Source organism: Pseudomonas sp. CFBP 8772, from assembly GCF_014841665.1.
GTDB classification, from domain to species: domain Bacteria; phylum Pseudomonadota; class Gammaproteobacteria; order Pseudomonadales; family Pseudomonadaceae; genus Aquipseudomonas; species Aquipseudomonas graminis_B.
The window spans coordinates 482,617-506,950 of record NZ_JACYUI010000002.1 but is presented as its reverse complement, the minus strand read 5'-3'; the positions used below and the strand labels follow the sequence as shown (position 1 = coordinate 506,950).

General features: G+C 60.0%; 27 protein-coding genes. 11 read left to right on the top strand and 16 right to left on the bottom strand.

From position 1 onward, the window contains the following. Positions 1-53 precede the first annotated feature (53 nt). Positions 54-692, top strand: coding sequence for a TetR/AcrR family transcriptional regulator (locus IFT99_RS06060; RefSeq protein ID WP_192130830.1), 639 nt, complete (start codon positions 54-56; stop codon positions 690-692). A gap of 50 nt (positions 693-742) precedes the next feature. On the opposite strand, the gene IFT99_RS06055 is transcribed toward IFT99_RS06060, so the two are convergent. From IFT99_RS06055 to IFT99_RS06030, 6 genes are all read right to left on the bottom strand, one after another. Beyond that, positions 743-958 carry a TOBE domain-containing protein gene (locus IFT99_RS06055; protein ID WP_037016233.1) on the bottom strand — a complete coding sequence of 72 codons (216 nt, stop codon included), beginning with the start codon at positions 956-958 and terminating at the stop codon, positions 743-745. Positions 959-1,009: 51 nt separating this feature from the next. After that, positions 1,010-1,819: an aliphatic sulfonates ABC transporter ATP-binding protein gene (gene ssuB, locus IFT99_RS06050; protein WP_192130828.1), complete on the bottom strand. Its 810-nt coding sequence runs from the start codon at positions 1,817-1,819 to the stop codon at positions 1,010-1,012. Next, on the bottom strand, positions 1,816-2,604 hold the full coding sequence (gene ssuC, locus IFT99_RS06045) for an aliphatic sulfonate ABC transporter permease SsuC (RefSeq protein WP_122533999.1): 789 nt from the start codon (positions 2,602-2,604) through the stop codon (positions 1,816-1,818). Before ssuC ends, ssuB begins: the two co-directional genes overlap by 4 nt. 26 nt (positions 2,605-2,630) lie before the next feature. Beyond that, positions 2,631-3,596, bottom strand: coding sequence for a sulfonate ABC transporter substrate-binding protein (locus IFT99_RS06040; protein ID WP_192130826.1), 966 nt, complete (start codon positions 3,594-3,596; stop codon positions 2,631-2,633). 388 nt (positions 3,597-3,984) lie between these two features. Beyond that, a complete protein-coding gene (locus IFT99_RS06035; protein WP_065987367.1) occupies positions 3,985-4,623 on the bottom strand; it encodes a peroxiredoxin in 639 nt (212 codons plus the stop codon). Between the two features lie 142 nt (positions 4,624-4,765). After that, entirely contained in the window at positions 4,766-6,148 is a 1,383-nt protein-coding gene (locus IFT99_RS06030; protein ID WP_065987368.1) for an OprD family porin, read from the bottom strand. A gap of 796 nt (positions 6,149-6,944) precedes the next feature. Here IFT99_RS06030 and tauA point away from each other — a divergent pair. From tauA to tauD, 4 genes are all read left to right on the top strand, one after another. Further along, entirely contained in the window at positions 6,945-7,922 is a 978-nt protein-coding gene (gene tauA / locus IFT99_RS06025; protein ID WP_192130824.1) for a taurine ABC transporter substrate-binding protein, read from the top strand. 81 nt (positions 7,923-8,003) lie between these two features. Continuing rightward, the gene (gene tauB, locus IFT99_RS06020) at positions 8,004-8,795 is read left to right on the top strand and encodes a taurine ABC transporter ATP-binding subunit (RefSeq protein WP_192130822.1); all 792 of its coding nucleotides are present in this window, start codon (positions 8,004-8,006) and stop codon (positions 8,793-8,795) included. Continuing rightward, entirely contained in the window at positions 8,792-9,637 is an 846-nt protein-coding gene (gene tauC, locus IFT99_RS06015) for a taurine ABC transporter permease TauC (protein WP_065987371.1), read from the top strand. Before tauB ends, tauC begins: the two co-directional genes overlap by 4 nt. Before the next feature lie 68 nt (positions 9,638-9,705). Next, complete coding sequence (gene tauD, locus IFT99_RS06010; RefSeq protein WP_192130820.1) at positions 9,706-10,539, top strand: taurine dioxygenase; 834 nt, start codon at positions 9,706-9,708, stop codon at positions 10,537-10,539. A 362-nt stretch (positions 10,540-10,901) separates the two neighbouring features. Here tauD and IFT99_RS06005 read toward each other — a convergent pair whose 3' ends face one another. Further along, positions 10,902-11,342: a hypothetical protein gene (locus IFT99_RS06005; RefSeq protein ID WP_192130818.1), complete on the bottom strand. Its 441-nt coding sequence runs from the start codon at positions 11,340-11,342 to the stop codon at positions 10,902-10,904. On the opposite strand from IFT99_RS06005, the gene IFT99_RS06000 reads away from it, so the two are divergent. Further along, on the top strand, positions 11,341-11,796 hold the full coding sequence (locus IFT99_RS06000; protein WP_037016260.1) for a tRNA (cytidine(34)-2'-O)-methyltransferase: 456 nt from the start codon (positions 11,341-11,343) through the stop codon (positions 11,794-11,796). The genes IFT99_RS06005 and IFT99_RS06000 overlap by 2 nt on opposite strands. A 77-nt stretch (positions 11,797-11,873) precedes the next feature. On the opposite strand, the gene secB is transcribed toward IFT99_RS06000, so the two are convergent. The 3 genes from secB to IFT99_RS05985 all read right to left on the bottom strand — a co-directional run bounded on the left by secB (position 11,874) and on the right by IFT99_RS05985 (position 13,114). Further along, on the bottom strand, positions 11,874-12,368 hold the full coding sequence (secB, locus tag IFT99_RS05995; RefSeq protein ID WP_065987376.1) for a protein-export chaperone SecB: 495 nt from the start codon (positions 12,366-12,368) through the stop codon (positions 11,874-11,876). 76 nt (positions 12,369-12,444) lie between these two features. Continuing rightward, entirely contained in the window at positions 12,445-12,699 is a 255-nt protein-coding gene (grxC, locus tag IFT99_RS05990) for a glutaredoxin 3 (protein ID WP_065987377.1), read from the bottom strand. 1 nt (position 12,700) lies between these two features. After that, on the bottom strand, positions 12,701-13,114 hold the full coding sequence (locus tag IFT99_RS05985; RefSeq protein WP_065987378.1) for a rhodanese-like domain-containing protein: 414 nt from the start codon (positions 13,112-13,114) through the stop codon (positions 12,701-12,703). 161 nt (positions 13,115-13,275) lie between these two features. Between IFT99_RS05985 and gpmI the strand changes: the two genes are divergently transcribed. The 4 genes from gpmI (at position 13,276) to IFT99_RS05965 (ending at position 18,436) form a co-directional block, all read left to right on the top strand. After that, entirely contained in the window at positions 13,276-14,811 is a 1,536-nt protein-coding gene (gpmI, locus tag IFT99_RS05980) for a 2,3-bisphosphoglycerate-independent phosphoglycerate mutase (protein WP_065987379.1), read from the top strand. A gap of 138 nt (positions 14,812-14,949) precedes the next feature. Next, a complete protein-coding gene (locus IFT99_RS05975) occupies positions 14,950-16,272 on the top strand; it encodes a murein hydrolase activator EnvC family protein (protein WP_065987380.1) in 1,323 nt (440 codons plus the stop codon). 30 nt (positions 16,273-16,302) lie between these two features. Next, complete coding sequence (locus IFT99_RS05970) at positions 16,303-17,634, top strand: S41 family peptidase (protein WP_065987381.1); 1,332 nt, start codon at positions 16,303-16,305, stop codon at positions 17,632-17,634. A 1-nt stretch (position 17,635) separates the two neighbouring features. Continuing rightward, positions 17,636-18,436: a divergent polysaccharide deacetylase family protein gene (locus IFT99_RS05965; protein WP_192130816.1), complete on the top strand. Its 801-nt coding sequence runs from the start codon at positions 17,636-17,638 to the stop codon at positions 18,434-18,436. Between the two features lie 34 nt (positions 18,437-18,470). Here the strand turns inward: IFT99_RS05965 and IFT99_RS05960 are convergent, their stop codons facing one another. Then, a complete protein-coding gene (locus tag IFT99_RS05960; protein WP_065987513.1) occupies positions 18,471-19,253 on the bottom strand; it encodes a substrate-binding periplasmic protein in 783 nt (260 codons plus the stop codon). A 199-nt stretch (positions 19,254-19,452) separates the two neighbouring features. On the opposite strand from IFT99_RS05960, the gene IFT99_RS05955 reads away from it, so the two are divergent. Further along, a complete protein-coding gene (locus IFT99_RS05955; RefSeq protein WP_192130814.1) occupies positions 19,453-20,970 on the top strand; it encodes a trypsin-like serine peptidase in 1,518 nt (505 codons plus the stop codon). 76 nt (positions 20,971-21,046) lie between these two features. Here IFT99_RS05955 and hisF read toward each other — a convergent pair whose 3' ends face one another. The 5 genes from hisF to hisB all read right to left on the bottom strand — a co-directional run bounded on the left by hisF (position 21,047) and on the right by hisB (position 24,227). Then, positions 21,047-21,817 carry an imidazole glycerol phosphate synthase subunit HisF gene (gene hisF / locus IFT99_RS05950; protein WP_192130812.1) on the bottom strand — a complete coding sequence of 257 codons (771 nt, stop codon included), beginning with the start codon at positions 21,815-21,817 and terminating at the stop codon, positions 21,047-21,049. A 77-nt stretch (positions 21,818-21,894) separates the two neighbouring features. After that, on the bottom strand, positions 21,895-22,644 hold the full coding sequence (gene hisA / locus IFT99_RS05945) for a 1-(5-phosphoribosyl)-5-[(5-phosphoribosylamino)methylideneamino]imidazole-4-carboxamide isomerase (protein WP_192130810.1): 750 nt from the start codon (positions 22,642-22,644) through the stop codon (positions 21,895-21,897). Between the two features lie 91 nt (positions 22,645-22,735). Next, complete coding sequence (locus tag IFT99_RS05940) at positions 22,736-22,996, bottom strand: DUF2164 domain-containing protein (RefSeq protein ID WP_037016295.1); 261 nt, start codon at positions 22,994-22,996, stop codon at positions 22,736-22,738. Next, complete coding sequence (gene hisH / locus IFT99_RS05935; RefSeq protein ID WP_192130808.1) at positions 22,996-23,634, bottom strand: imidazole glycerol phosphate synthase subunit HisH; 639 nt, start codon at positions 23,632-23,634, stop codon at positions 22,996-22,998. Before hisH ends, IFT99_RS05940 begins: the two co-directional genes overlap by 1 nt. After that, positions 23,634-24,227 (bottom strand): imidazoleglycerol-phosphate dehydratase HisB, encoded by a 594-nt coding sequence (hisB, locus tag IFT99_RS05930; RefSeq protein ID WP_065987388.1) that lies wholly within the window; start codon positions 24,225-24,227, stop codon positions 23,634-23,636. Before hisB ends, hisH begins: the two co-directional genes overlap by 1 nt. Positions 24,228-24,334: the final 107 nt, after the last annotated feature.

Sequence of the window (24,334 nt, the reverse complement as noted above, 5' to 3'; positions counted from 1 at the left end):
AATCTCCCGGCTGCCACTGTAGAATGCCGTCGGCCCCGACCGAGAGAGCACTGATGACCCGCCTTGCCCCGCCCCGCAAACCTCGTGCACGCAGTCAGGCGCGGATCGACTCGATCCTCGATGCCGCACGTGCGCTGCTGGCCTCGGACGGCGTGGCGAGCCTCTCCATCTACAGCGTCGCCGAGCGCGCCGAGATCCCGCCCTCTTCCGTGTATCACTTCTTCGCCAGCGTTCCCGCGCTGCTCGAAGCGCTGACGGCCGATGTCCACGAAGCGTTTCGCGAAAGCCTGCAGCAGCCCATCGATCATGATCGGTTGAATCAGTGGCGCGATCTGTCGCACGTGGTGGAATCGCGCATGCTCGCGATCTACAGCGACGACGCCGCCGCGCGGCAGTTGATCCTCGCCCAGCACGGTCTGACCGAAGTCACCCAGGCGGATCGTCAGCACGACATTGAACTGGGCAACCTCATGCATGAGCTGTTCGCCCGGCATTTTCAACTGCCGACGCTGCCCGATGATGTCGAAGTGTTTGCCCTGGCGCTGGAACTTGCGGATCGGGTGTACGCGCGCTCGGTGCAACTGCACAACGCGATTACCCCACGCATGGCCGAGGAAGGATTGCGGGTGTTTGATGCGTATCTGGGTTTGTACCTGCCGCCGTATTTGCCGAAGCGCTCAACAGAGCAATAACGTGCATCCATTGAGCGCTGCGTAGGAGCGCGCTTGCGATTCAGCACCGATCACAGCTTGGCGATCGACACCTCGGTGGACTTCACGAAGGCGATCACTTCGCTGCCGACCACCAGTTCCAGCTCTTTCACGGAGCGGGTGGTGATGACGGAAGTGACGACGCCCGAAGCGGTTTGCACGTCGATCTCGGACAGCACGTCGCCGGTGACGATTTCCTTGATGGTGCCTTTGAACTGGTTACGCACGTTGATGGCTTTGATAGTCATGGTAAGGCTTCCTTTGTGAGATCAGTTCCGGGGGCGTGATTGCCTCTGGAGTTAGTTGGCCCAACGCAATTGCGTGGGCAGCGGTGAAGTCGGTTCGGGGTCGGGCGGGTTGCCGGGCAGCGACAACACGCGGTTGAGCACTTCGGTTTCCAGCGCGGCCAGTCGGTAAGAGCCACGCGCCCTTGGACGGGCCAGATCAACCTGTAAATCAAGACCGATGCGGCCTTCTTCGATCAGCAAGACCCGGTCGGCAATGGCCACCGCTTCGCTGACGTCGTGGGTGACCAGCAATACGGTGAAGCCGTGTTTCTTCCACAGGTTTTCGATCAGCTGCTGCATCTCGATTCGGGTCAGGGCATCCAGCGCACCAAGGGGCTCGTCGAGCAGCAACAAGCGCGGCTGGTGAATCAGCGCGCGGGCCAGCGCCACACGTTGTTTTTGCCCACCCGATAACGCCGACGGCCATTCATTGGCGCGCTCCGCCAAACCCACTGCCTCCAGCGCTTCCAGTGCTTTGCCGCGCCAGTCGCCGGTGAGGCCAAGGCCGACGTTGTCGATGATCTTTTTCCAGGGCAGCAAGCGCGCCTCTTGGAACATCAGTCGCGTGTCTTCCCGCGCATCCGACAGCGAGCCGTTACCGGCCAGCAATTGGCCGCTCGATGGCTGATCGAGGCCCGCCAGCAGGCGCAGCAAGGTGCTCTTGCCGCAACCGCTTCGGCCCACGACGGCGACGAACTGCCCGGCCGGGATGTGCAGATCGATGTCTTTCAATACCTCCCGCGAGCCGAAGGTCTTCTTGAGCTTGCGGACCTGCAAGGGAATCCCGCGCAACAGGTTTGCCGGTTGTTGGAGATTGCTCATTGCGCGCCACCTTTAGCCACTTGATACGCCGGGTGCCAACGCAGGCAGACCCGTTCCAGACCACGCGCCGCGAGGTCTGCCAGTTTGCCGAGGACGGCGTAAAGCACGATTGCCAGCACTACGACGTCGGTCTGTAGAAACTCCCGAGCATTCATCGCCAGATACCCGATGCCGGAGCTGGCCGAGATGGTTTCCGCAACGATCAGCGTCAACCACATGAAGCCCAGCGCAAACCGCACGCCGACCAGAATCGAAGGCATCGCGCCCGGCAGAATCACATGGCGGAACAGCCCGAAGCCGCTCAAACCGTAGCTGCGGGACATTTCCACCAGCGCCGGGTCGATGTTGCGAATGCCGTGATACGTGTTCAGGTAAATCGGAAACAGCGTGCCCAGCGCCACCAGAAATATCTTGGCGGTCTCATCGATGCCGAACCACAGGATGACCAGCGGAATCAGCGCCAGATGGGGCACGTTGCGGATCATCTGCACAGAGCTGTCGAGCAGGCGCTCGCCCCATTTCGACAGCCCGGTGATGAAGCCGAGCGCCAAACCAATCCCGCCGCCGATGGCAAAGCCGATACCGGCACGCCAGCCACTGATCGCCAGATGGGTCCAGATTTCGCCGCTGCGTACCAACGTAACGCCGGCCTCAATCACAGCGCTAGGCGCCGGCAGAATGCGGGTTGACAGCCAGCCCGCGCTGACCGCCAGTTGCCATATCGCCAACAGCAGGACCGGTAGCAACCAGGGCGCCAGTCTGTGGGTGATTCTTTCCACGCTCATGGAGTTGTCTCCTTCCAATGCCGGGCTTACTGCGCTTTCGCGACAGCAGCGGGTGGCGTCCAGATCACATCAGCAATGCGCAAAGGTTTAGGGATCAGCTTGAGCTGGTAGAAGGTGTCGGCGATTTTCTGTTGCGCAGCGACGGTTTCAGGCGTGATGAACAACGCCCCATAGCCCTGACGCTTCACCGACAGGCGGGTGATGTCTTCTTGCAGGCCGAGCAGCGGCGCGACCTGCTTGGTGACCTCTTCCGGGTTGGCCTTGGACCATTCGCCGACAGCGCGCACTTCTTCCACCAGGGTCTGGATCACCTTGGGGTGCTGCTGCGCATAGGGTTTGGTCGCCAGGTAGAACTGGTTGTTGTCGACGATGCCTTTGCCGTCGCGCAGGGTTCTCGCCTGCAATTGCTGTTCGGCGGCGGCCTGGTACGGATCCCAGATCACCCAGGCATCGACGCTGCCACGCTCGTAAGCGGCACGGGCATCGGCGGGCGGCAGGAAAACGGTCTGGATATCGGTGTACTTCAAGCCGGCTTCTTCCAGCGCGCGCACCAGCAGGTAATGCACGTTCGAGCCCTTATTGAGAGCGACTTTCTTGCCCTTGAGGTCTTTGACCGAAGAGATCGGCGAATCCTTGGGCACCAGAATCGCTTCGCTGGTCGGCGCCGGCGGTTCGGAGGCGACATACAGCAGATCAGCGCCAGCGGCTTGGGCAAACACGGGCGGGGTTTCGCCCGTGACACCGAAGTCGATCGAGCCCACGTTCAGGCCTTCAAGCAACTGCGGGCCACCGGGAAATTCGGTCCACTGGACTTGCACGCCTTGATCGGCGAGTTTTTTCTCGAGCGAGCCTTTGGCCTTGAGCAGCACCAGCGTGCCGTATTTCTGGTAACCGATGCGCAAGGTATCGGCCTGGGCCTGAGTAACGACGCCGAAAGAAACCGCCGCAGCAAACAGAGCGACCAGGCCTCGACGCAAAATAACGGTGCCCATGGCACGCTCCTTTGGTGTGTAGCTAAGAGGTGGCACCTGCTCGTCCGATGGCGGACCAGTAAGGCAGAAAGGGATTCATGGCCGGCAATCTCGCCAGAACGGAGAGACCATAACAGGGGATTGTTATTCTCTAAAATCATATTTATTCATTTGGTTAGCACCAAAAGGAATATATAGATTGCTAAGTTCTTCGGTAATACGCGATCCCGTGGGAGCGAGCTTGCTCGCGAAGACTGACCTTCATTCTCCAGAGAAAGTGGCTGCATGCCCCGGCCCCGTCGTGAGCAAGCTCACTCCCACATAGGTGGGAATTCCTTCGTGGATGGCGTTTACAGCATAAAAAAAGGACCGATAAATCGGCCCTCATTTAGTGCTCAAAGCGGGTGTATCAGCGATTCGGCTGTGGCGTCAGGCGCAGGTACGGCGTAACGGCTGTATAGCCTTTGGGGAAACGCTCCTTGATCTCCGCTTCGTCCTTGATCGACGGCACGATCACGACGTCTTCACCGTCCTTCCAGTTTGCCGGCGTGGCGACTTTGTAGTTGTCAGTCAGCTGCAGCGAATCGATCACCCGCAGGATCTCGTGAAAATTGCGCCCGGTGCTGGCAGGGTAGGTGATGGTCAGGCGGACCTTCTTGTTCGGGTCGATCACGAACAGCGAGCGCACGGTCAGGGTTTCGCTGGCATTCGGGTGAATCAGGTCATAGAGCTCGGAAACTTTGCGATCTTCGTCCGCCAGTATCGGGAAATTCACAAGGGTGTTCTGTGTGGTGTTGATGTCACCGATCCACTTGGTGTGGGATTCGGCCGAGTCAACGGACAGGGCAATCGCCTTGACGTTGCGCTTGTCGAATTCGTCTTTGAGTTTTGCGGTGAAGCCAAGCTCGGTGGTGCAGACAGGCGTGAAGTCGGCGGGGTGCGAAAACAGTACCGCCCATTTGCCGTCCAGCCATTCGTGAAACCTGATCGGTCCTTCGCTGGAGTTCTGTTCGAAGTCGGGTGCGATGTCGCCGAGTTTAAGGCCCATTGAGTCGTGCTCCTTGGATAATGAGTTATCAATCACTGTGCATCCCAGCATCTGAAAACAAAAGGAACGATTGGTGCTGGATAACATTATTTCGGGCATAAAAAAGCCCCGCCGAAGCGGGGCTCTTTTCAACACATCACGCTTATTTGAAGGCGTAGGTGTAGTTGAAGATCAGACGAGTCTGGTCGGTGTCTTGCTGGCTGGCGTAGAGGTCGGAGTCAGAACGCAGGTTGGCGCGACGCAGAGTCACACCAAAGCCTTTCATAGGACCGTCCTGGAACACGTAGTCTACGCGCATGTCACGTTCCCACTCGGAGCCACGGCCCAGCGATGCGTTCTGCAGACGAATCTGATCGCCATACAGATAAGCAATGGCAGCTTTCAGACCAGGAACGCCCAGGCGTGCGAAGTCGTACGAGTATTGACCGAACTTGGTCTGCTCACCGGCACGGGTGAAGTTGGTGATCATGCTGTCGGTGAACAGGTAAACGCTGTTACCGCCTTCACCTTCGTTACGACCGTTGGAGAGGTTATTACGGGTGACGTTGCCGTTGCTCATGATCGGCATGCCGCCGTCATCGCTCACAGACTGGTAACCTAACAGGAATGCGTTGCCACCCAGGGTATAGGTGAACATGGCAGTCCAGGTGTCGTTATCAACTTCGCCCTGACCATCTTTGCTGTAGCCGTTGGCGAAGCGGTAACCGCTGTTGACTTCCTGGTGGGCGTTTTTGCCATCAGAAGTGCTGTGGAAGTAACGCAGGTCAGTCTTGAACGATTGGTCTTCCGCGATCGGCAGAATGTGCACCAGGCCCAGGAAGTGCTGCTTGTAGTAGTCTTCCAGGTTCGCGTAGTAGTACTGAACAGTCAGGTCTTTGGTGACTTTGTAGTCGCCGCCAGCGAACTGGAAGTTGTTCGAACCTTTGTAGCCACCGGCCAGGGACATGTCAGCGTAGTTGCTGGATGCACGACCTGCTGCCTGAGTCAGCTTACCGGCAGTCAGTGTCAGACCGTCGAGTTCCTTGGAAGTAACGATGCCACCCTGGAAGGTCTGCGGCAGCAGACGACCGTCGTTCGATACAAGGATCGGCAGGTTAGGCTGCAGAGCGTTACCCACTTTCAGCTCGGTCTTGGACAGTTTGACCTTGGCGTTGGCGCCAGCGCGAGCCCAGTCAGCCACCGGCGTACCGTCGGAAGAAGTCGGGGAAACAGTGTTCGCCGTGCTGCCGTTAGGGTTGCGGTTATCGATACCGCCACCCAGGTTGATGCCGTACATGCCTTGAACGTCAAGACCAAAACCAACAGTGCCCGGTGTGTAGCCCGAGATGAAGTTGAACAGGAAACCCTGGGCGGTCTGACGCTGATCCTGCGCTTTACCGGTAGCCGGGTTCTCGCGCGGATCTTGTTCGAAATAAAGGGTACGGGAACTGAGTGTCGCTTTGCTGTCATCCAGGAAACCAGCTGCACCAGCCTGAGTAGCCAAGACACCTGCGTATACGGCCAAGGCCAGGGTGGACTTCTTCATTGTGTATCGCTCCTCATGAATCTAATTTTTGTAGTTCCCGGGCCCGAGCGTAAGGCTCAAAGCCGAGGATGCGCGATTAGCGCCGGACCTGACTCGGCGAGTCAATGGCCCCAAGACTAATTGACTAGACCGCGTTACAGCTGGCTGCAAGGTAAGGTAAATCCTTTAAACCCAAAAAGACTTGTTAGACCTGCTTTTATGCCAAGCAGTTATATGTCACAAGCCGTTTCAGCCGTCCGTTGCGGAGTGTATCGGCCCGAATCCCTAATTCCCAAAACATATTTCGGTGCCGTTCGTCAGATCGATACGTTTAGTGCTGTCGTACAACCGGAACTTGACCGGCAAGTCACGGTCCGCCTGCGAAACTGGGTGAGAACTGCCTTCCTAACTTACTGAAAACAATCAGATTTCATGTGCAGTAGACGCAAACATTGCAGTTGTCACCCTGCTGTCCGTCACTTTTCCGCTGACGCCGCAGAAAAATGGATAAAGCGCGTCATTCAGCCCGCTCATTCACCCATTGCGCTGATCAGCCGTCTAAATCTGCTCACAAGACGACCACACATCCCCGCAGCACATCCTTAAACAGGCGTCGCGATCGTATTTACAAATTGTGACGATTCGATGACCTCCCATCCCAGCAGGCGCTTTCTCAAGGACTCCATGCGGGGGAAGACACCTACCCGTATGGAAATAAACGCTAAGCACATTCCAAAAGGTTATTTATTTCGAGTTTCTTAGATCATTTACGCTCTGCGCCATTCGAAGGCGGTGTGCCTTGCCACGGAGCGTCACCATGAAACTGCTCAAGCCCCTACGCGTCCTCGCGGCCTTATCGCTCGCCGGCTCGGCGCTGTTCGTTCAGGCCGCCGACTTTACCGTCGCCTACCAGACCACCGTGGACCCGGCAAAGGTCGCCCAGGCCGATGGCGCCTATGAAAAGGCGACGGGCTCAAAGATTTCATGGCGTAAATTCGATAACGGGGCGGACGTGATCACCGCGATCGCGTCGGGTGACGTACAGATCGGCTATCTCGGCTCCAGCCCTCTCACTGCGGCGGCCACGCGAAAAGTACCCGTGGAGACGTTCCTGATTGCCACCCAGATCGGCGCTGCCGAGGCGCTGGTTGCGCGTAATGGCTCCGGCATCAACAGCCCACAGGATTTGATCGGCAAGAAGATCGCCGTGCCGTTCGTATCGACCGGCCACTACAGCCTGCTCGCCGCCCTGAAGCACTGGAAGATCGACCCGGCAAAAGTGACCATTCTCAACCTCGCCCCACCGGCCATTGCGGCGGCGTGGAAACGCGGTGACATCGACGCCACTTACGTCTGGGACCCGGCACTCGGCGTCGCCAAGGAGACAGGCAAAGTGCTGATCACGTCGGGCGAGCTGGCGAAGGTCGGCGCGCCGACCTTTGATGCGTGGATCGTGCGCAAAGACTTCGCCGACAAGCATCCTGAGGTCGTCAAAGCCTTCGCCAAAACCACCCTGGACGCCTACGCCGCCTACCGCAAGGATCCAGCGGCCTGGCTGGTCAACGCGAGCAACGTCGACAAACTGGTGAAGCTGTCCGGCGCCAAACCGGGCGACATCCCCGGCCTGTTGCAGGGCAACGTCTACCCACTGGCGGCCGATCAGGTCAGTGAGCTGGGCGCGCCAACCACCGACGCGATCACCAAGACCGCCGCGTTTCTCAAGGAGCAGGGCAAGGTCGACGCCGTGCTGGCCGATTACAGCCCTTATGTGAGCGCGAAGTTCGTCACCCCGTAAGCGCAAGCGTCCACCCGATACCGCGCCGGCTTCGACAGCCATGGTCGTTCATGCACATCTATCAGAAGCGGAGTCCATGCCATGGCCCTGTTACAACTGGAGCGCATCAGCGCACAGTATCCCGGTGCGGCCTCGCCGGTGCTGTCGGATATTTCCCTGACCCTCGGACCGCAGCAACTGCTGGTTGCCCTGGGCCCATCCGGCAGCGGCAAGACTTCGTTGCTGAACCTGATTGCCGGGTTCGTCGCGCCCAGCGCAGGCCGCATTACCCTCGATGGCGTGCCGGTGAGCGGGCCGAGCGCCGAGCGTGGCGTCGTGTTTCAGGATGACGCTCTGCTGCCTTGGCAGGATGTACTGGCCAACGTCGCATTCGGGCTGGAGCTGGCGGGCATCGCCCGTGAAAAACGCGAGGCCAAAGCGCGCGATATGCTGGCGCTGGTCGATCTCGCCGGCTTCGAGAAGCGGCGTATCTGGGAATTGTCAGGCGGGCAGAAGCAACGTGTGGGCCTCGCCCGCGCATTGGCGGCCGACCCACGTGTGCTGCTGATGGACGAGCCTTTCGGCGCGCTGGACGCCTTTACCCGTGAACAGATGCAAGAGCTGCTGCTGCAGGTCTGGCAACGCAGCGCCAAGCCGGTCTTCCTTATCACCCACGACATTGAGGAAGCGGTGTTCCTGTCGACCGATCTGATTCTGCTTGCGCCCAACCCCGGTCACATCGTCGAGCACCTGAAGCTCGACTTCGGTCAGCGTTACAGCGCAGGTGAATCGGCCCGCGCCATCAAGTCCGACCCTCGCTTCATCGAAACCCGCGAGCACGTGTTGGCACGGGTATTTTCCCAGCGGCAGAGCGTTCGGGAGCAACGGGCATGAGTCTTTATCAATCGCCGGAGCCGGCGCTCACCCGCGCGCCGGCAAACACCGCACGCCATCAGCCCTCTTCTTTTTATCTGAGCACGCGCACCATCAGCGCCCTTACCCTCGCCGTCCTGCTGGGCGGCTGGTGGGTGATCACAGCCCTTGAGTGGGTCGAACCGCTGTTTCTGCCGCCGCCCGCCGCTGTGCTGGAAAAAGCCTGGTTGCTGATGACCAAGGGCTATATGGACTCCACGCTCTGGCAGCACTTGGGCGCGAGTTTGCAGCGCATCGGCCTGGCGCTTTTCTTCGCCGTGCTGACGGCCATCCCCATCGGCATCGCCATTGGTCACAACCGAATCGCGCGAGGCATTTTCGACCCGCTGATCGAGTTCTATCGTCCGGTGCCGCCGCTGGCCTACCTGCCGTTGATCGTGATCTGGTGCGGCATTGGCGAATTCTCCAAAGTCCTGCTGATTTATCTGGCGATCTTCGCGCCGATCGCCATTGCCACCGCCACCGGTGTGCGCACGGTCGACAGCGCAAAACTGCGCGCGGCTCAATCCTTGGGTGCCACCCGCTGGCAGCTCATTCGCTACGTCATTCTACCCAGCGCCCTGCCCGACATCCTCACCGGCGTGCGCATCGGCCTCGGCGTGGGGTGGTCGACGCTGGTGGCTGCCGAGCTGATCGCCGCCACCAGTGGCCTGGGTTTCATGGTCCAGTCAGCCGCGCAATTTCTGGTGACCGACGTGGTAGTGCTGGGGATTCTGGTCATCGCGCTGATCGCTTTCGCGCTGGAAATGGGCCTGCGCGCGCTGCAACGCAAGCTCGTGCCCTGGCATGGCCAGAACCACTGAATCGACAACCTTATGACTGACTACGCCGACACCTCGGCGCCGAACACACGAGCACACTCGAGACCATCATGAGCATCGACATCCACCCGCTCAGCCCGGCACTGGGCGCACAGATCAGCGGCGTTGACCTCAGCCGCGACCTGACCGGCGAACAACGCAACGCTATCGAACAGGCGCTGCTTGATCATCAGGTGCTGTTCTTCCGCGACCAGCCGATCACGCCGCAGCAGCAAGCGCGCTTCGCCGCCAACTTTGGTGACCTGCACATTCATCCGATCTACCCGAACGTGCCGGAACAGCCTGAAGTGCTGATTCTCGACACCGCGGTCACCGACGTGCGCGACAACGCCATCTGGCACACCGATGTCACCTTTCTGCCAACGCCTGCGCTGGGTGCGGTGCTCAGCGCCAAGCAGGTGCCGGCTTACGGTGGAGATACATTGTGGGCGAGCGGCATCGCCGCGTTCGAAGCGCTGTCCGGGCCGATGCAGACCTTGCTCGACGACTTGACCGCGACCCATGACTTCACCCGGTCATTTCCGCTGGAGCGTTTTGGCAACACGGCTGAAGACCTCGCGCGCTGGGAGGAGACGCGCCGTAAGAACCCGCCGCTGTCGCACCCGGTCATTCGCACGCACCCGGTCAGCGGTCGCAAAGCGTTGTTCGTGAACGACGGTTTCACCACCCGGATCAATGAACTGGAAGCTGCTGAAAGCGAGGCGATTCTGAAGTTGCTGTTCGCCCATGGGACGCGCCCGGAGTTCACCCTGCGCTGGCGCTGGCAGGCAAACGACGTGGCCATGTGGGACAACCGCGTGACCCAGCATTACGCGGTGGACGATTACCGCCCGCAGCGCCGTGTGATGCACCGTGCGACGATCCTGGGTGATGCGCCGTTCTGATAAAAGGCCGGCAGATGCGCTGATGCTTTTAGTGGGACCGGCTTCAGCCGGGAAGAGGCCGGTGAGTGCGCTATAGATTTGCGGCTGATTTAGGGCGTGCATCACTTTGGTCACTCGACACGGGTAAATGCGCGAATAGCGTGCAAAAACGCTCATCAAACGTCCAACTCCGAAAGCCGATTCGAACCTTAGCTCGATGCAGGCATTGAAAAGGCACGGTCTCCAAGGCCCTAAACCCGACGCCTGCGGGACATTACGAATATTCCTACAGACTTTTCTCAAAACTGGCACGCAGGCTGCAATAGGTTATACATCACCAGTTTTGGGGACCTTGGTACAGGCAGGCCGGGGATTCCCCTCTTTTATTCCTCTCGGAGACTGACCTCCAGTCTCCAGCGCCCGTCCTGGGTTGCACCGCGCCAGTCGCCGTGCAGAGGACGGGCAGCCAGCAGGTTCAGCAACAATCCCTTATCGCTTCGTTGCACCCTCCAGCGCACGTCTTTGCCGTTGAGCTTCAGTTCGCCCTTCTGCGGCTGACCCTGGGCGTTGAACAGCAACGCCACCGCGCCATCGATGTGTTCACCGTGGAGCTGCGGCTCGCGGTTGAACCACACGGCAACGCCGCTGGGTAACACTTCGATGCTTTGCAGCTGAATGGGGTCCGGGGTCGTCACGCGGCCGATCATCAGCCCGACCATGACGCCGACGATCGCCACCGAGCCCAGAAACTTGGGCCACAGCTTCGGTCTGGGGTCTTCTTCAGGGGTAGAATGCATCCCGTCCTTTCGTTCGGAGCCGTGCATGTTTCACGTGATCCTTTTTCAACCAGAAATTCCGCCGAATACCGGCAACATCATCAGGCTCTGCGCCAACAGCGGCTGCAGCCTGCATTTGATCGAGCCGCTGGGCTTCGAGCTGGATGACAAGCGCCTGCGTCGAGCCGGCCTTGATTACCACGAATACGCCACGCTGCATCGTCACGCCGACCTGCCGAGCTGCCTTGAAAGCATCGGCCATCCGCGGTTGTTCGCTTTTACCACAAAGGGCTCACGGGTTTTCCACGATGCGCAATTTGAGGAGGGTGATGCCTTTCTCTTCGGCCCGGAAAGCCGAGGCCTGCCACCGGAGGTGCTGGATCCGCTGTCGAGCGATCAACGCCTGCGCCTGCCGATGCGCGAAGGCTGCCGCAGTCTGAATCTGTCGAATACTGTCGCGGTTGCGGTGTATGAGGGCTGGCGGCAGTTGGGGTTCAAGTAGCCGTTACGCGCCGAAAGTCATACGCCGCCCACAAAAAAGCGCCCATCACAGGCGCTTTTTCATTGCAGCGACAACGCTTACTGAACGGTAGGCGTTGGCGTTTCGCCGCTTTCCTGCATGCGTTGCAGTTCTTGCGCGTACAGGGCGTCGAAGTTCACCGGGGCCAGCATCAGCGCAGGGAACGAGCCACGGACAACCAGGCTGTCGATGGTTTCGCGAGCGTACGGGAAAAGGATGTTCGGGCAGAACGCGCCCAGGGTGTGGCTCATCGAGCTGGCATCCAGGCCCTTGATCAGGAAGATACCGGCTTGCTGCACTTCAGCGATGAAGGCGATTTCTTCGCCATTCTTCACTTCGACCGACAGGGTCAGCACGACTTCGTAGAAGTCATTTTCCAACTGCTTCTGGCGGGTGTTCAGGTCCAGGCTGACGCTCGGGGTCCATTCCTGACGGAAGATCGCCGGGCTTTTTGGCGCTTCGAACGACAGGTCGCGAACATAGATGCGCTGCAGGGAAAACTGCGGTGCTTCTTCTTCGTTGGAAATGGCGCCGTTATTCGGTTGATCAGTCATCTCAAATCCTTACATTGAGGTCTTGTAGGCTTCCGGGCTGTGCGACGAACCATCGCTTCCACATCCCGGCTCGAATTCAGGCGCTCAGCAGCTTATCCAGCTTGCCGGCGCGCTCCAGGGCGAACAGGTCGTCGCAACCGCCCACATGGACCGAGCCGATCCAGATCTGCGGAACCGAGGTACGCCCGGATTTTTTGGTCATTTCAGCGCGAATCTGTGGCTTGCCGTCGACCTTGATCTCTTGGAAGCCGACGCCCTTGCCCGCCAGCAGCGACTTGGCGCGGGAGCAATATGGGCAGTAATCGCTGGAGTAGACGACGACGTCGGTCATGTCACTTCACCAACGGCAGGTTGTCGCCGCGCCATGATGAGACACCACCGGACAGCTTGGCGGCGTTGAAGCCCGCTTTCAGCAGCTCACGGGCGGTGTGGCCGGCGTGCTGGCCAGCGGCATCAACGATAATGAGTGTTTTAGGCTTGAATTTCTCCAGCTCCGCGGTGCGGGTCAGGATTTTGTCCTGAGGGAAATTCACGGCACCGACGATGTGGCCAGCCGTGAAGTCTTTCTTGGCGCGCACGTCGATAACAACGGCTTCATCGCGGTTGACCATGGCGGTCAGTTCACCGGTGCTCAGGCTGCGGCCACCTTTGCTAAGCTCCGTTGCGATCAGCAGGCCCAGCAGGATGACGAAAGCACCCGTCAGCAAATAGTGGTTCGTGGCAAATTCAATCAGGTGAGCAACCATCATCAGGTTCCAGGGCGTTAAAATGTCGGCCAGTATACACAGCCCCCAAGGTGGGCCAAAGCCCGTACGGCAGTCACTCCGTTTAGCTTGTCGCTGATTTGAACTTGTCCCTAAACTGTCGATCTTTTTTCTACTTCACCTATTAGCCAAGAGTGGGATTCATGACTACCACGCCTAAACCTTTGGTTCTGATCATCCTGGACGGCTTCGGTCACAGCGACAGCCACCACGGCAATGCGGTCTACGCAGCGAAGATGCCGGTCTTCGATCGCCTGTACCAGACCATGCCAAACGGCTTGATCTCCGGGTCCGGCATGGATGTCGGTCTGCCTGACGGGCAGATGGGCAACTCCGAAGTCGGCCACATGAACCTGGGCGCCGGCCGAGTGGTGTATCAGGACTTCACCCGCGTGACCAAAGCGATCCGCGACGGTGAGTTCTTCGAAAATCCCGCCATCTGCAAAGCCGTCGATCAGGCCGTGGGCGCTGGCAAGGCCGTGCACATCCTCGGCCTGTTGTCCGACGGCGGCGTTCACAGCCATGAAGATCACCTGGTGGCGATGGTTGAACTGGCTGCCCAGCGCGGCGCAGACAAGATCTACCTGCACGCCTTCCTCGATGGGCGCGACACGCCACCGCGCAGCGCCCATCAATACCTCGCCACCATGGAAGCCGCTTACGCGCGCCTGGGCAAAGGTCGCACCGCCACGATCATCGGCCGTTATTTCGCCATGGACCGCGACAATCGCTGGGACCGTGTCGAGTCGGCCTACAACCTGATTGTTGACGGCACGTCGGAATTCCACGCCGACACCGCCAAGGCCGCGCTGGACGCTGCTTATGAGCGCGGCGAAAACGACGAATTCGTCAAAGCCACCCGCATTGGTGCGCCGGTGACAGTGGAGGACGGCGACGCGGTGGTGTTCATGAACTTCCGCTCCGACCGTGCCCGCGAATTGACCCGCGTGTTCGTCGAAGACGATTTTGCAGACTTCGCCCGTCGTCGTCAGGCCAGACTGGCCGGCTTCGTGACGCTGACCAAGTACGCCGCCAACATCGACGCACCCGCGGCGTTCGAAAAAGCCGGCCTGCACAACGTGCTCGGCGAATACCTCTCGAACAACGGCAAGACGCAGCTGCGCATCGCCGAAACCGAGAAGTACGCCCACGTGACGTTCTTTTTCTCGGGCGGCCGTGAAGAACCCTTCCCCGGCGAAGAACGCATCCTGATCCCGTCCCCGAAAGTCGCGACCTACGACCTGCAGCCGGAAATGAGCGCGCCGGAAGTCACCGACCGAATCGTCGACGCCATCGAGCATCAGCGTTACGACGTGATCGTCGTCAACTACGCCAACGGCGACATGGTCGGCCACAGCGGGATCATGGAAGCAGCGGTCAAGGCAGTCGAATGCCTGGACGTCTGCGTCGGCCGCATCACCCAGGCGCTGGAAAAAGTCGGCGGCGAAGCGCTGATCACGGCCGACCACGGCAACGTCGAACAGATGACCAACGAGGAGACCCACCAGCCTCACACTGCTCACACCACTGAGCCGGTGCCTTTCGTTTATGTCGGCAAGCGTGACCTGAAGGTGCGCGAAGGCGGCGTGTTGGCCGACGTGGCACCGACCATGCTGATGCTGCTCGGCATGGAAATCCCGCAAGAGATGACCGGCACCCCGATTCTGGTCGCCAAGTAAGCCTCTTGAACTGGCCCGCCAGTCGCTGGCGGGCCGGTTTTGTATGAAATGTCTGACGGCCACGTCGTCCGAGCGTTTTTTTTGCAGCCACCGCCGGGCATACTAGGCCCGTCTTTACTCCTGGTATCGCCCAACCTCATGCTTCGCGCCCTGATCACCCTCGCCTTGATTTGTCTGCTCAATCCGGCCTTCGCCGACGATGATCGCGCACAAACGCAGAAACAGCTGGATGCCACGCGTCAGGACATCACCGAACTGAAGAAAGCGCTGGGCCAGTTGCAAGAAGAAAAGTCCGGGGTCCAGAAAGACCTGCGCTCCACTGAAACCGAGATGGGCAAGCTGGAAAAGCAGGTGGAGGCCCTGCAAAAGGAACTAAAAAAGAGTGAAAGCGAGCTGCAACGGCTCGACCAGGAGAAAAAAAAACTCCAGAGCGCACGCGTTGAACAACAACGATTGATCGCCATCCAGGCCCGCGCTGCTTATCAGAGCGGCCGCCAGGAATACCTCAAACTGCTGCTCAATCAGCAGAACCCCGAAAAATTTGCCCGCACCCTCACCTATTACGATTACCTGAGCAAGGCACGCCTGGAGCAGTTGCGCAGCTTCAACGAAACCCTGCGCCAGCTGGCCGGCGTCGAGAAAGACATCGACCTGCAGCAAGCGCAGCTTCTGGTGCAGAAGAGTTCGCTGGATGACCAGAAAGCCCAGCTCGACACCGTCCGCCAGGAACGTCAGGTGGCGCTGGCCAAGCTGAATCAGGATTACAAAGCCCGCGACCAGAAGCTGCAGTCGCGGCAGCAGGATCAGGCCGACCTGACCAAGGTCCTCAAGACCATTGAAGAAACCCTTGCCCGTCAGGCCCGCGAAGCCGAAGAGGCGCGTCAGAAAGCGCTGTTGGCGCAGCAAGAAGCCGAGAAACGGCAACGCGAGCAAGAAGCGCTGGCGAAAAACCGCGCGAAAGACGACGCGAAGGACGACAGCGATGTGGCCCCTCGGCGCCCGACCAAGGCGCCCGGCGCGATGGTTTCCAGTGCCGGTCAGTCTTACGGCGGCGCTTTTGAGCAAGCAAGGGGAAAACTTCCTTGGCCCGTCGATGGTCGATTGTTGGCGCGATTCGGCGAAAGCCGTGGCGATGACGAGCGCACCAAGTGGGACGGTGTGTTGATCAGTGCGGCTGCAGGCAGCCAGGTCCGCGCGGTGCACGGTGGTCGGGTGGTCTTCGCCGACTGGTTGCGCGGCGCCGGGCTTCTGGTCATCCTCGACCACGGCAATGGTTATTTGAGTCTGTACGGTCACAACCAGAGCCTGTTGAAAGAGGCCGGTGACGTCGTAAAAGCCGGAGAAGCGATCTCCACTGTCGGTAACAGTGGTGGCGGTCAGGACACTCCGGCGTTGTATTTCGCTATTCGTCAGCAGGGTCGCCCCAGTGATCCGGCCCAATGGTGTCGCACTCAAGGATAAGTCGACACCTCACTCAGGAGTTCGTAAGACATGCTGTTTTCGTCCCGCCTCACCTCGCTGGCCCTGACTATCGCCGTGGTTATCGGCGCTCCTCTGGCCCAGGCTGCCGGCGCCACCCCGGCTGCTGTGCCTGCCGCCACTGCGCCCGCCAACGCCGCGAATATCAAGGCGCCGCTGCCGCTCGACGAGCTGCGCACTTTCGCCGAGGTCATGGACCGGATCAAAGCGGCTTACGTCGAGCCCGTTGATGACAAGACTCTGCTGGAAAACGCCATCAAGGGCATGCTCAGCAACCTCGACCCGCACTCCGCTTATCTGGGCCCGGAAGACTTCCAGGAGCTGCAGGAAAGCACCAGCGGCGAGTTCGGCGGGCTGGGTATCGAAGTGGGCGTCGAAGACGGCTTTGTAAAAGTCGTCTCCCCCATCGATGACACCCCTGCGTCCAAGGCTGGTATCGAGGCTGGAGACTTGATCGTGAAGATCAACGGCACGCCGACCCAGGGCCAGACGATGCAGGAAGCCGTGGACAAGATGCGCGGCAAGCTGGGCGAGAAAATCACCCTCACGCTGGTGCGTGACGGCGGCAATCCGTTCGACGTGACACTGGCGCGCGCCACCATCCAGGTCAAAAGCGTGAAAGCGCAGATGCTGGAGCCGGGTTACGGCTATATCCGCATCACCCAGTTCCAGGTCAAAACGGGTGAAGAAGTCGGCAAGGCACTGGCCAAGCTGCGCAAAGACAACGGCAAGAAGATGAGCGGCCTGATCCTCGACCTGCGCAACAACCCGGGCGGTGTGTTGCAGGCGGCAGTTGAAGTGGCTGACCACTTCCTGACCAAGGGCCTGATCGTCTACACCAAAGGCCGCATCGCCAATTCCGAACTGCGCTTCTCGGCAGACCCGGCCGACGCCAGCGAGGGCGTGCCTCTGGTTGTGCTGATCAACGGCGGCAGCGCCTCGGCGTCTGAAATCGTCGCCGGCGCGTTGCAAGACCAGAAGCGCGGCATCCTGATGGGTACCGATACGTTCGGCAAAGGCTCGGTGCAGACCGTTCTGCCGCTGGCCAACGACCGTGCGCTGAAGATCACCACCGCGCTGTATTACACGCCTAACGGTCGGTCGATTCAGGCACAGGGGATCAACCCGGACATCGAAGTCAAACGCGCCAAGCTCACCGCCGAAGCCGATGGCGACAACTACAAAGAGGCCGATCTGCTCGGCCACCTGGGCAACGGCAACGGCGGCGCAGACAAGCCGACCACCAAGGCGAAGGCTGGCAAGGCGCGTCCGCAGGACGATGACTACCAGATGAACCAGGCCCTCAGCTTGCTAAAGGGTTTGAGTGTCACGCGCGGCAACTGAGATGCGCGTCTGGTTGACCGGGCTGATCTGCGCCCTTGCCTTCACAACGGGTGCTGCACATGCAGCGCCCGCCGAATACTCAGCGACCGTCGGCAAAGCGCCGAAGGTCGCCTATCTCAGTTTGATCATCGACGATCTCGGACAGAACCCTGATCGGGACAGCCGCGCGCTGGCCCTTCCCGGCCCCGTGACGCTGGCAATCATGCCCGACACGCCCCACGCCACCGAGTTTGCCCGTCAGGCGCACAAGGCTGGCAAGACCGTCATGCTGCACATGCCCATGGACCCCGCGACTGGGCCGTACGCCTGGCATCCCGAACTGCCACTCCCCGAACTCGAATCGCGTCTGAACGCCGCGCTGCTGAAAGTCCCTTTTGCCGCTGGCATCAACAACCACATGGGCAGCCGCATGACGGCAGAGCCGGTGGCCATGGGCTGGCTGGTGGGCGAATTGCAGCGCCGCCATTTGTTTCTGGTCGACAGCCGCACCAGCGCCAAAACCGTTGCCGCTGCCGAGGCGCAGAAGATCGGTCTCGCCAGCGTGTCCCGCGACGTCTTCCTGGACGACGAGCGCACCGCAGAGGCCATTAGCGGCCAGCTCCAGACGGCGATCAAACTGGCGCACAAGCAGGGCTCGGCCGTGATGATCGGCCACCCCTATCCAGTGACGCTCGATGTGCTCGAGCGCGAGCTGCCCAAGCTTAAATCCCAAGCTATAGAGCTGATCGAGATCCGCCACATGGTCACTGAGCGCGGAAATGAGGCGATGGCCGGCCATGGCAAGAACGGGCGTTATCGCTAGGCCGAAGGCGCTTCGCCAGAGGTGCTGGCAGTCCTTAGAGATATTCGGCGAAAATCGAATCGACCACGCCTTCCTTGCGCAGCTGATCCAGCGCACGTTGCAGCCGCTGGACTACTGCATCCGGGGTGTCTTTATTCAATGCCAGGAACAGTTCGGCGCTGTTGAAACGCAGCACGGTTTTCAATCCCGTGATGCCCTCTTGCCGGGCCAGGTAGCGCCCCGCCGGATCGCCGGTGGCCCACAGGTCGAGCTGACCGTCGACCAGCTTCCGGGCGTTATCCTTGTCGCTGAGCACCGTGATCGGCTTCATGCCCTGACGCGCAAGCTCCATCGCAATGGCGTCGCCCTTGTAGGCGCCGATTCGATAAGACCGCGCGGCTTCAAGCGTGCTCAGCTGGATTGGGCTGTCAGCCCGCGCCAGCAGAATCCAGTCGTCCGGGCCGATCGGTCCGACCCACTTGAAGAGCTTTTCGCGCTCGGGCAATCGCGCGGTCACGAACACGCCGTAGCCGGGATTTTCCATCGCCAGTTTGTAGATGCGATCCCAGGGGAAACGCAGGGTCAGGTTGTAGCCGATACCGGCGCGCTTGAAGGTCTCGCGCACCACCTCGACGGCGATGCCCTTGATGTTGCTTTCCTGGGCGAAGTTTTTCCCGTCCGTGGCCATGTTGTAAGGCGGGAAGTTCTCTGTCAGCAGGACAAACGAGGTGTCCGCCCGCGTGCTTCCGCCAGCAGAGCCGTTCAGCTCTTCTGCATGAATCACTGCGCTTGCAACACAACCGAACAGCGCAAAAAGAAAAGCTGAAATTCTCAGCATTTGACTCATCTCTATCCATGACTTCGCACAGGGTGCAGGCCCTCCGCACCGTTGTCCAGAGCCTTCGGCCGGCAGCCGTGCTTTGTCGCTGAAGCCATAAATATGTATGTGACCCGAGCGCATTTTATCTGACTACCTGACGGCCTCTTTCCAACGGCCCGCACCAGACGCGGGCGCCAACAGACCAGACAGGTATTCAATGAAAAATCTCACACATACTGTGTGCAGCGTCGCGCTCATCAGCCTCATGGGCGCAGGCGTTACCCAGGCAAACGATTATGGCCAGGGACTGGAGAATGACTCGGCGGCCATCCCTCTCGATAACGCGCAAAACCGTCACGCCCCATGGAGGGCGGTAGGCCGTCTGCAACCCAGCAAAGAGAGGCCCGACATCCATTGCAGCGCGTCCTTGATTGATTCACGCAACGGCAGTCCGGTTGCATCAGGGCCTGCTTACATCCTCACCAGTGGCCATTGCGTGAGTCAGGACGCCATGAATATCTCGAGCGACATCCCTTTGGATGGCCATATCGATTTCGATTACTTCCTGGGCAACCTGCAAAACACCATGCGTTCCCGGTTGAAAAGACTGGTGCGAGCGACCACCCGTGGTGCAGACCTGGCCATTATCGAGTTGGACACATCGCTGCAGTCGCTGCTCGACAAAGGCATCGAGCCACTGAGCATCAGTACCCATGCACCTGGCAACGGCGTGAATCTGGTGATCGTCGGCGTCCCTTCAGGCCACGAAGACGCACCTGCATTACGCCTGTCGGCATGCCCACTGGAAGGTAGCGCGGACCTGCTGGAGGATGTGTATGTCTTCCGCGGATTTCATAAACATCGCTGCCAGGGTGTGGCGCCGGGAAGTTCGGGGAGCCCCGTGCTGGACCGGGTTTCCAATCAGATCGTTGGCGTACTCAGCACGTCCACGAAGGGCGTCAAAGAGGAAAATCGCTGCCAGCCGAACGCGCCCTGCGAGATCAACAACGGGCAACCGGTGCTATCCCCAGACACCTCTTATTCCAGCCCGGCGCTGGGCCTCAAGACCTGCTTCAGCCAAGGCGTATTCAACCCGCTGGACATTGAATGCACGTTGCAATCGACGCTCAAGATGACATTGGGGGCGAGCTACTCGCCAAACCCCTATAGCCGGGTAACCCTCGACGATCAGGGCCGTACCGTTTTGCCCACGTGGTCGTGGCCGTTCTCGCTGGACACCCCTCTCTACCGCTACAAAGCCGTTCGCACGCCGACGGAATGTGAAAGCCCGCATCACTACAGCAACGCCCAGGGCGCCACGCAGGCGTTGATCGATGATCGCGTAGGCCCGGAGGCCGGCCTGTATTTTCTGTGCATCATCGGTGTGGACTCCCCTGACCAGCGACCCGCGCAAGAGATGATGAACAAGCCGGTGATTGTGGCAAAGGAAATCGCGCCGCCGGGTCCGACCCGAATGCCGGAACTGACCATCGAGCGCATGGCCGATGGCGGCTACAAAGTGATGCCGTACTACTCCAACCCGACGCTTTGGGTGTACACGTTCAAATCCGGCCCGGCTGACACGGTGCAGTGCGATGACCCGCAGGGATACAGACCTGAATTCGACGAGGTGATGATCATCGAGGCGACACCATCACCGATGAAGCTGTGCTCCAAGGCCTACGACATGGCCAGTCAGGCATCGTCGCCGCGCACCGATCTATTGCTGCCCTGATCGGAGAGTCGCCGGGTAAGCTGGATCGAGGAAGTGGCGCTGGCTGACCAGGCTATGGTCAGCCAGCGCATCAGGGTCAGCGAACCACAATCCCTTGCCTGGCCATGAACGCCTTGGCTTCTGGCACGGTGTATTCGCCGAAGTGGAAAATGCTCGCTGCCAGCACCGCGCTGGCATGACCTTCCAGCACGCCATCTGCCAGATGCTGCAGATTGCCGACGCCACCGGAAGCAATGACCGGGATGCCGAGGGCATCGCTGATCGCCCGGGTCACGCCCAGGTCGAAGCCGCTCTTCATGCCGTCCTGGTCCATGCTGGTCAGCAGGATTTCGCCGGCACCGAGGTCTTCCATCCTCTTCGCCCACATCACCGCGTCCAAGCCGGTCGGCTTGCGACCGCCGTGAGTGAAGATTTCCCAGCGTGGGGTTTCGCCGGGCAGCGAAACCTTCTTGGCGTCGATGGCCACGACGATGCACTGCGAGCCGAACCGCGCAGCGGCTTCACCGACGAACTCGGGGTTGAACACCGCAGCGGTATTGATCGAGACCTTGTCGGCACCGGCGTTGAGCAGGTTTCGAATATCCTGCACGGTGCGCACGCCGCCACCCACGGTCAGCGGGATGAACACCTGACTGGCCATGCGCTCGACGGTGTGCAGCGTGGTGTCGCGACCGTCGACGCTAGCGGTGATGTCGAGGAAGGTAATCTCATCGGCACCCTGCTCGTCATAACGCCGGGCGATCTCGACCGGATCACCGGCGTCGCGGATGTTCTCGAACTTCACGCCCTTGACCACGCGGCCGTTATCGACGTCCAGGCAAGGGATGATGCGTTTGGCGAGGGCCATGGTTAGTCCTTAAGTAACAAGCTTCAAGCTTTAGGCTGCAAGTAGAAGCGGATCGAGGTCAGCTTGCAGCTTGAAGCTTACTGCTCGGAGCTGACTGCGTAGCTGTCACAAAACGCCTGAGCCTCGGCCACATCCAGCGTGCCTTCATAGATCGCACGGCCTGTGATTGCGCCGATGATGCCCGGTGCTTTTGCGTCGAGCAGCGCCTTGATGTCGCCCAGGTTATGAATGCCGCCCGAAGCGATCACCGGAATGCGGGTCGCGGCAGCCAGCGCGGCGGTGAACGGGACGTTGCAGCCCTGCATCATGCCGTCTTTGGCGATGTCGGTATAAACGATGGCCGAGACGCCGTCTGCTTCAAAGCGCTTGGCCAGGTCGATCACCTGCACGGTGCTGACTTCAGCCCAGCCGTCGGTGGCGACGAAGCCGTCTTTGGCATCCAGGCCCACGATCACTTTGCCCGGGAACGCGCGGCAGGCTTCGGCGACGAAGTCAGGGTCCTTGACCGCCTTGGTACCGATGATCACGTAACTTACGCCGGCTTTGACGTAGTGCTCGATGGTGTCCAGCGAGCGGATACCGCCGCCGATCTGGATCGGCAGGTTCGGGTAACGGCGGGCAATCGCGGTCACGACATCACCATTGACCGGCTGGCCTTCGAATGCGCCGTTCAGGTCAACCAGGTGCAAGCGACGGCAACCGCCTTCGACCCACTTGGCAGCCATGCTCACCGGATCATCGGAGAACACCGTGGAATCTTCCATCCGACCCTGGCGCAGACGTACACATGCGCCGTCTTTAAGGTCGATCGCGGGAATAATGAGCATCAGCTTTTCCTTCGTCTAAAAGCCGCGAACCGCACGCCATAAGCTGCAAGTCGCATCTCTACTAATTCTTGCAGCTTGAGGCTTGACGCTTCTAGCTGCTCTTCTCCAACGCCCACAAGTCGCTTTCGATGCTTTCGAAACGCTCCTTGAGGTGCGTCTGAACATCGAAGATCGCCCGGTTGTAGTAATGCGGTGCGATCTCGCGGGTGAACAATTCCAGAATTTCAGCCGCCTCGAACGAACCCAGGTCCAACTCGAAACGGTCTTCCATGAACCGCTTGATCGTGTGGCACGCCTCGCTCTCCTGCTCGGGAGTGAGGGTCAGGATCGGCGGCTTGGTCTTCTTGCTCATTACCGGCTGCCGTCCCACGCCGCGAAGTTCTGCAGTAACTGCAGGCCATGGGTATGGCTCTTCTCGGGGTGGAATTGCACGGCGAAACGTGAGCCATCGGCCAAGGCGGCGGCGAAGTCATGACCATAATGGCCACGTCCGACAATCTGCTGCGGGTTGGGCGATTCGATGTAGTAACTGTGTACGAAATAGAACCGCGCCATGTCCGGAATGTTGGCCCAGAGCGGATGATCCACGGCCTGCGCCACCTCGTTCCAGCCCATGTGCGGGACTTTCAGATGCTGGCCGTCTTCGTGAAGATCCTTGCCGAAAAAGCGCACCTGACCGGGCAATACGCCGATGCAATCGACGCCGCCACTCTCTTCGCTGCGCTCCATCAGCGCCTGCATGCCCACGCAGATGCCGAGAAACGGACGGTCCTGACTGACTTCACGCACCAGGGCATCGAAGCCCAGGCGGCGGATTTCAGCCATGCAGTCACGAATCGCGCCGACCCCGGGGAACACGACACGGTCGGCTTCACGGATGACGTCGGCGTTGCTGGTGATCAGCACGCGACCGGCGCCAACGTGCTCCAGCGCCTTGGCCACCGAGTGCAGATTGCCCATGCCATAGTCGATAACAGCGACGGTCTGCATTACAGCACGCCTTTGGTCGACGGCATCTGGCCAGCCATGCGGTCATCAAGCTCCACTGCCATGCGCAATGCACGGCCGAACGCCTTGAAGACGGTTTCGATCTGGTGGTGGGTGTTGTGGCCGCGCAGGTTGTCGATGTGCAGCGTGACATTGGCGTGGTTGACGAAGCCCTGGAAAAACTCCTGGAACAGGTCCACATCAAAGCCGCCGACGGTGGCGCGGGTGTACGGGACGTGCATCTGCAGGCCAGGCCGACCGGAGAAGTCGATGACCACGCGCGACAGCGCTTCATCCAGCGGGACGTAGGCGTGGCCGTAGCGACGGATGCCCTTTTTGTCGCCGATGGCTTTGCTGAACGCCTGACCCAGCGTGATGCCGACATCTTCCACGGTGTGGTGATCGTCGATATGCAGGTCGCCTTTGCATTCGATGTCCAGATCGATGAGCCCGTGACGGGCGATCTGGTCGAGCATGTGTTCAAGAAAAGGAACGCCGATATCAAATCGGGACTTTCCGGTGCCATCCAGGTTGATCGAGGCTTTGATCTGGGTTTCCAGGGTGTCGCGCTCGACGAACACCATACGTTCGGCCATCACCAGCTCCGCTAAATCATTGGGCGAAAAGGCGGCCATTATAGGCGTGTGGCGGGGAAACAGAAACATGAAGCGAGCGATGCCGGACCGAGGGAAATGCCGGCCGC